The sequence below is a fragment of the uncultured Thiohalocapsa sp. genome (genome assembly GCF_913063425.1).
GTDB lineage: Bacteria > Pseudomonadota > Gammaproteobacteria > Chromatiales > Chromatiaceae > Thiohalocapsa.
Genome location: NZ_CAJXYK010000103.1, coordinates 1 through 5,517 on the forward strand (window position 1 = coordinate 1; position 5,517 = coordinate 5,517).

A 5,517-nucleotide genomic window follows, 5' to 3' on the forward strand; every position below is an offset into this window, starting at 1 on the left:
ACGGTGACACGATGCGAGAACTGACCCCGTGCCCCTCGCTGCTCGGTGACACGATGCGAGAACTGACCCCGTGCCCCCTAGCGCCGACGGTGACACGATGCGAGAACTGACCCCGTGCCCCTCGCTGCTCGGTGACACGATGCGAGAACTGACCCCGTGCCCCAGAACGATGCGAGAACTGACCCCGTGCCCCTGCGCGATGCGAGAACTGACCCCGTGCCCCTAGCGCCGACGGTGACACGATGCGAGAACTGACCCCGTGCCCCGACCCCGTGCCCCGCTACGAGAACTGACCCCGTGCCCCGATGAGAACTGACCCCGTGCCCCTGCGATGCGAGAACTGACCCCGTGCCCCTGCGAGAACTGACCCCGTGCCCCTCTCTGACCCCGTGCCCCTCTGACCCCGTGCCCCGTACTGACCCCGTGCCCCGTACTGCTGACCCCGGCGGACGGCTCCGAGCCAAAGCCCGCGTCGTCTGCTATCCTCCTGCCCATCTAATCTTCCCTTGAGGTATAGGCATGGAGACCGTGAACGTCAGCGGGCTCAAGAACAACCCGAGTGACGCCCTGCGCAAAGCGCGTCGTGATGTCGTGCTGGTGCTGAACCGCGATCGGCCCGATGCGCTGATGGTCGGCGTCGAGCTCGCCGGCGGTCTGGAGGCCAAGGGCGTGCGGCCTGCGCTGGCCACCGCGCTGTTTCGCGACGGCAGCCTGTCGCTGGCGCGGGCGGCGCGCCTGGCGGAGATGCCGCTATCGGAATTCGTGACCCACCTGTCGCGCCTGGGCATCCCGGTGGTCGCGCTCGAAGCCGATGAGGCCGCGACGGATATGGATACCCTGGACGCATGGCTCGCCTCGTCCTGACCGACGCGAGCCCGCTGATCGGGCTGGCGCGGATCGACGGGTTGGCATGGCTGCAGTCGCTCTTCGGCACAGTGTGGATGCCGCCCGAGGTGCGCTACGAGGTTCTGCCGGGACGCGGCATGCCGGACGAGTCGGCGATTGCGGCAGCCGAGACCGCGGGCTGGCTGCGGCAGAGCGAGCCGGCACCGGCTGAACCCGCGCTGCCGAATCTGGATGAAGGCGAGACCGCTTGCATCCGCATTGCGCTGGCCAATCGAGGGCCAAGCCTGCTGCTGATGGACGAGCGAGCCGGCCGTGTGATCGCAGCCGAGCACGGTCTGCGGGTCGCCGGCACCGCGGCCGTCATCGGCATGGCCAAGACGCGCGGCCTGATCGGCTCGGCGCGGGAGGCCTTCGCACGTCTGCATGGCTCGGACTTCCGCATCTCTGCGCAGGTGATCGAGACGGTTCTGCGGCGGGTCGGGGAGTAAGTGCGTCACCCGCCCCAAGGCGACGGCGGGCTGATCGGGCAAAACGGGATCAGGGTCAATCTCCAGCAGCAGGAATTGACCCTGATCCCCTTTCACAGTGCGCCGCGCCACCCGGTGCAACGATGCGAGAACTGACGCCGGAGCCAGTCATGAAGATCGTGTACTACGAGGAAGACGACATCCTCTTCATGGAGCTCACCAAGGGCGAGATCGTCCGCGACGAATCCTTGAGCTGGAACGTCAACATCGGCTATACGGCTGACGGCATCGGCGAAATCACCATCCTGGATGCGCAGAAGAGCGGCGTCTATCCGTTGCAGATCGAGCGCGTGCTGGCCGACGCGGCCTGAGGGGGCTTACGGCCGCTCCGCGGCCGTCTCTCGTCACACCGCGGCGCGGTATGACGAGAGACGGGAGTCGGACTCAGGCCGCGCTTCGCGGGCGCCGCCGCCGGGCCGCGGCAAGGACCAGACCGCCTGCCGCGAGCAGGCCGAGACTGGCGGGCGCCGGCGCCTGGGCCTCGGCGACGGCCAGCTGCAGCCCATTCAGGTTAGCCTCGCCGGCGTGGCGCACGTAATCGAAGCTCAGCACGCCGGACGCGTCGGACATGACGTCCAGCCGCAGGTAGTTCTGCCCGAGGATGAAGGTGTTGGCGTTGGCGTCCGCCGGGTCGGTGATCACCGTGCTGCCACCGGCCGGTGTCAGTGTCATCCAGCGCCCGTTCGCGCCCGAGTCACCCTGCGTGTAGACATACAGCTCGTACTCGGCGTTCGCCGGCAGGCCGCTGATGGTGACGTTTCGCAGCGTGTCGGTGGCATAGATTGAGCCGCGCATCAGGTTGCGGTAGTCCGCCCCCCAGACCGTGTCCGCCTCTGGAACCTGCAGCCAGCCATTGGTCGAGAATGCAATGGAGTAGCCGGTCGCATTGCCGTCGCTGTCCACGAGCGCGCCGCCCCCCGTGTTGCCGCTGAGCCCCCACATCTGGTTCCAGACATCGCCGGCGGAGCCGATCACTGCCGGCCCGACCTGAGCCTGCGGGTCATTGAAATTGCCGCCGAACTGCACGTTCACAAGCGCCGCCTGGGCGGCGCCGAAGGCGCCGATGGACAGTGCCGCCGCCAGGATTGCCGAATATCTCATCGTCAGAGTCCTCCGAAAGAAGCTTTCATGTTGCGGGTGATCGCGCCCACCGGCCTGCCGAAGGCGGAGCCCCGCGTGAGCCTGGGTGGGGCATGTCGATGCCGATCCGCTTGCCGGGGCCGATACCAAGACCGACGACAGGCGCGAATCCTCCGACAAGCGTTCGGGGGCACTTTGACCATCCGAACAACCGCGGCGAAATTGCACGAAAGTTGTAAGTCGAGAAGCAGATGAATGAAATCAGAGACTTACGGAACGCGATTTATTGATCCAGATCAAGTTTTGGTAACAACGCCAGCAGCCCCGCGCGCAGACGCCCCGGCGCGATGGGCTTGTGCAGGACCGGCGGAACGCCCGGCAGCGCGGGCGGGTCGCCTTCCACCCGTCCGGTGATCAGGAGCGCCGGCAGCCGCCGGCCGAGGTGCCTCTCCAGCGCTTTGATCACGGCGGGCGCCGTCTCGCCGCCGCGCAGCTCCAGGTCGGCGAGGACCAGCCGCGGCGCGAAGCCTTCCAGGGCAGCGCGGGCCGAGGCGGTGTCGTACGCGGTGCGCGGGCGAAAGCCCCAGGCGGCCAGTTGCAGGTGCAGGGCGTCGGCGAGCTGGCCGTCGTCCTCCAGGATCAGGACCTCGATGCCGGCGATGGTGGGCAGCTGGCGGGCGGCGGGCACGGACACCGGCGGCTCGGCAGCCGGCGCCTTATCCGCCGCCGGCTGTTCGAGGTGCAGCGTGAAGCGGCAGCCGCGGCCGGCGCTGGATTCGAGGGTGATGCGGCAGCTCATCAGCGCGCACAGGCGCCGGACGATGGCGAGCCCGAGCCCGACGCCCCGCGCGCGGTTACGCTCCGGGTTGCCGACCTGGTAGAGCTCGTCGAAGACCCGGGCCTGGTGCTCGGCGGGGATGCCCTGGCCGTTGTCCAGCACCTCGATGCGCAACCGCCGCCGGCCGGCCGGCTGCCCTGCCCCGCCGTCGCGCCGTCCGTCGCCGCGGCGCACGCCGAGCAGGATGGCCCCCGGCCGGCCCATGTGCGCGATGGCGTTGACGACGAGGTTGCTCAGCACCCGCTCCAGGTGGCGCGGGTCCACGAACGCCTGCCGCGCGGTGACGGCGCGGCGCAGCGCGATGTCCTGCTCCGCCGCCAGCTCGCCGTAGCGTTGCTCGATGCGCCGGAGCAGGTCGTCGAGGCCGATCCAGCGCGGCTCGGGCCGGAGCCGGCCGGAATCGAGCCGGGCGATGTCTGTCAAGGGCGTCAGCAGCCGCGAGAGGCCGTCGATGGCCTCGCCCATCTTGTGCAGCAAAGCCCGCTGCCGCGGCCCGGTCAGCTCGGCGGCGAGCACGCCCTGGAACAGCTTCAGCGCCTGGATGGGCTGGCGCAGGTCGTGGCTGGCGGCGCTGAAGAACTGCTGCTTGTCCCGGTTGGCCCGCTCCACCCGCGCCTGTTCCTGCTTCAGCTCCGCCACCAGGCGGCGGTTCTCGTGCGCCTGCTCCACCGCGCCGAGATAGATGCGGTGCACGACGCGGGCGAACAGCAAGGCGCCGAGCACCAGGATCACGGCGCCGACGCCGATCCAGCGAAACAGCGGCGTATCCACGACAAAGGCATAGGCGATGACCGGCAGCCCGCAGGCGAGCAGGCCGACGTTGGTGATCAGCCCGTGCAGGGGCGTGGAGACGGCGTAGACGAAGAAGGCCGCGGAGGTGATGACATTGAGCAGGATGACGCTGGCGAGGTTGCCCGGGTCCATGAACACCGGCCAGGACAGGCCCCAGCCGAGGCCCGAGAGCACCGTCAGCGGCAGCTCGATGCGCCGCTCCCAGACCGCCTCGATGGGGCTGAAGTCGCGCCGGTAGCGCAACGACAGCAGCACCCAGGAGAGGCACAGGCCGGCCTGCCAGGCGAGCCAGAGGTTGGCTGCGAACCGGTTGGTGCCCGGCGCATCGCTGAAGAAGCCGTAGATCAGCAGGCTGGTGGCGGCAGTGAGCGCGGCCACCGGCAGATAGCCGTCGATGGCGGCGCGCATCTGCTCGCGCCGCAGCGTTGCGGGGTCGAGTGGCGGCATGGGTCGGCCTACGCGGCCCTGAGCGGTACGGCACCGGGGCCTGCAGCCCCGGCCGCCGGTGCCGCCCGCGCGCCGGTCACGCCCTCGCCCGGCGCACCCGGCAGGCGCGTCGTCGGGAGCAACACCGCCGGGCCGGGCAGAAGGCCATCGGGCCAGCGTCGCTGCAACCGCTGCATCGCGCGCTCAGTAATCTCTCAGCAGACCGGCCGCACGGGCCAGCGCGACGGCCTCGACGCGGTTGGCCGCGCCGAGCCGGCGACAGATGTTGTGCACGTGCCGCTTGACCGTGGCCTCGGTGAGTCCGAGCGCCCCGGCCAGGTCCCGGTTGCTCGCGCCGGTCGCGAGCCGCGCCAGGATCTCCCGCTGCCGCCGGGTGAGGGCCATCGCCAGGTCGGGGTCCGGGGGCGGTGGCGCGAAACGCCCCGGCTGGGGGAGCACGGTCTCGCCGGCGAGGACGCGACGCAGGATGTCCAGGAGCTCGGCCGCCTCGACCGTCTTGACCACATAGGCGCGCACGCCGGCATCCGCGGCGGCCTGGATGTGGGCGGGCTCCGCGGATGCCGACAGGATGCAGACCGGGGTCCCGGACAGGGCCGCCAGCAATCGCCTCAGCTCGTCCTCCCAGGCGCCGCGGCGCGGCATGAAGATGTCCAGCAGGATCAGGTCGAAGTGCCGCGCCCCGATGCTGCGATGCGCCGCCGCCCAGGTGTCGACCTGGGCCAGCCGGGCCGCGGGAAAGGCGGCGCGCAGCGCCACCACCAGGCCCTCCCTGAGCAGCGAGTGATCGTCGGCGATCAGGAACTGCATCGGGTCCGGGACGCCACGTCCATGCCTGCCGGGGCCGGACCTGTCCGCGGAACCTAGACCACCTGCATGCCGCGACGCTTCAAACGGTCAGGCTCCACGTCCAGCGCCGCCATCTCCCTGCGCACCGCCTCCTCGATGCCGGCGGCGTCCAGCCCGCAGACGGCCATCTGCTCGTCGTGT

The 5,517-nt window shown here is 70.1% G+C and carries 6 protein-coding genes; 3 read left to right on the forward strand and 3 right to left on the reverse strand.

What is annotated here, in order from left to right:
• Positions 1–519 precede the first annotated feature (519 nt).
• The 3 genes from QZ607_RS25540 (at position 520) to QZ607_RS25550 (ending at position 1,684) form a co-directional block, all read left to right on the forward strand.
• Positions 520–864 carry a UPF0175 family protein gene (locus QZ607_RS25540; protein WP_295889030.1) on the forward strand — a complete coding sequence of 115 codons (345 nt, stop codon included), beginning with the start codon at positions 520–522 and terminating at the stop codon, positions 862–864.
• Entirely contained in the window at positions 846–1,334 is a 489-nt protein-coding gene (locus QZ607_RS25545) for a DUF3368 domain-containing protein (protein WP_295889036.1), read from the forward strand. The genes QZ607_RS25540 and QZ607_RS25545 overlap by 19 nt, the downstream gene beginning before the upstream one ends.
• 149 nt (positions 1,335–1,483) lie before the next feature.
• Positions 1,484–1,684, forward strand: coding sequence for a DUF2283 domain-containing protein (locus QZ607_RS25550; RefSeq protein ID WP_295889038.1), 201 nt, complete (start codon positions 1,484–1,486; stop codon positions 1,682–1,684).
• Between the two features lie 73 nt (positions 1,685–1,757).
• Here QZ607_RS25550 and QZ607_RS25555 read toward each other — a convergent pair whose 3' ends face one another.
• The 3 genes from QZ607_RS25555 to QZ607_RS25565 all read right to left on the reverse strand — a co-directional run bounded on the left by QZ607_RS25555 (position 1,758) and on the right by QZ607_RS25565 (position 5,337).
• The gene (locus QZ607_RS25555) at positions 1,758–2,474 is read right to left on the reverse strand and encodes a PEP-CTERM sorting domain-containing protein (RefSeq protein WP_295889040.1); all 717 of its coding nucleotides are present in this window, start codon (positions 2,472–2,474) and stop codon (positions 1,758–1,760) included.
• A 262-nt stretch (positions 2,475–2,736) separates the two neighbouring features.
• The gene (locus QZ607_RS25560; protein ID WP_295889042.1) at positions 2,737–4,530 is read right to left on the reverse strand and encodes an ATP-binding protein; all 1,794 of its coding nucleotides are present in this window, start codon (positions 4,528–4,530) and stop codon (positions 2,737–2,739) included.
• A gap of 183 nt (positions 4,531–4,713) precedes the next feature.
• Entirely contained in the window at positions 4,714–5,337 is a 624-nt protein-coding gene (locus tag QZ607_RS25565; protein ID WP_295889044.1) for a response regulator transcription factor, read from the reverse strand.
• Positions 5,338–5,517: the final 180 nt, after the last annotated feature.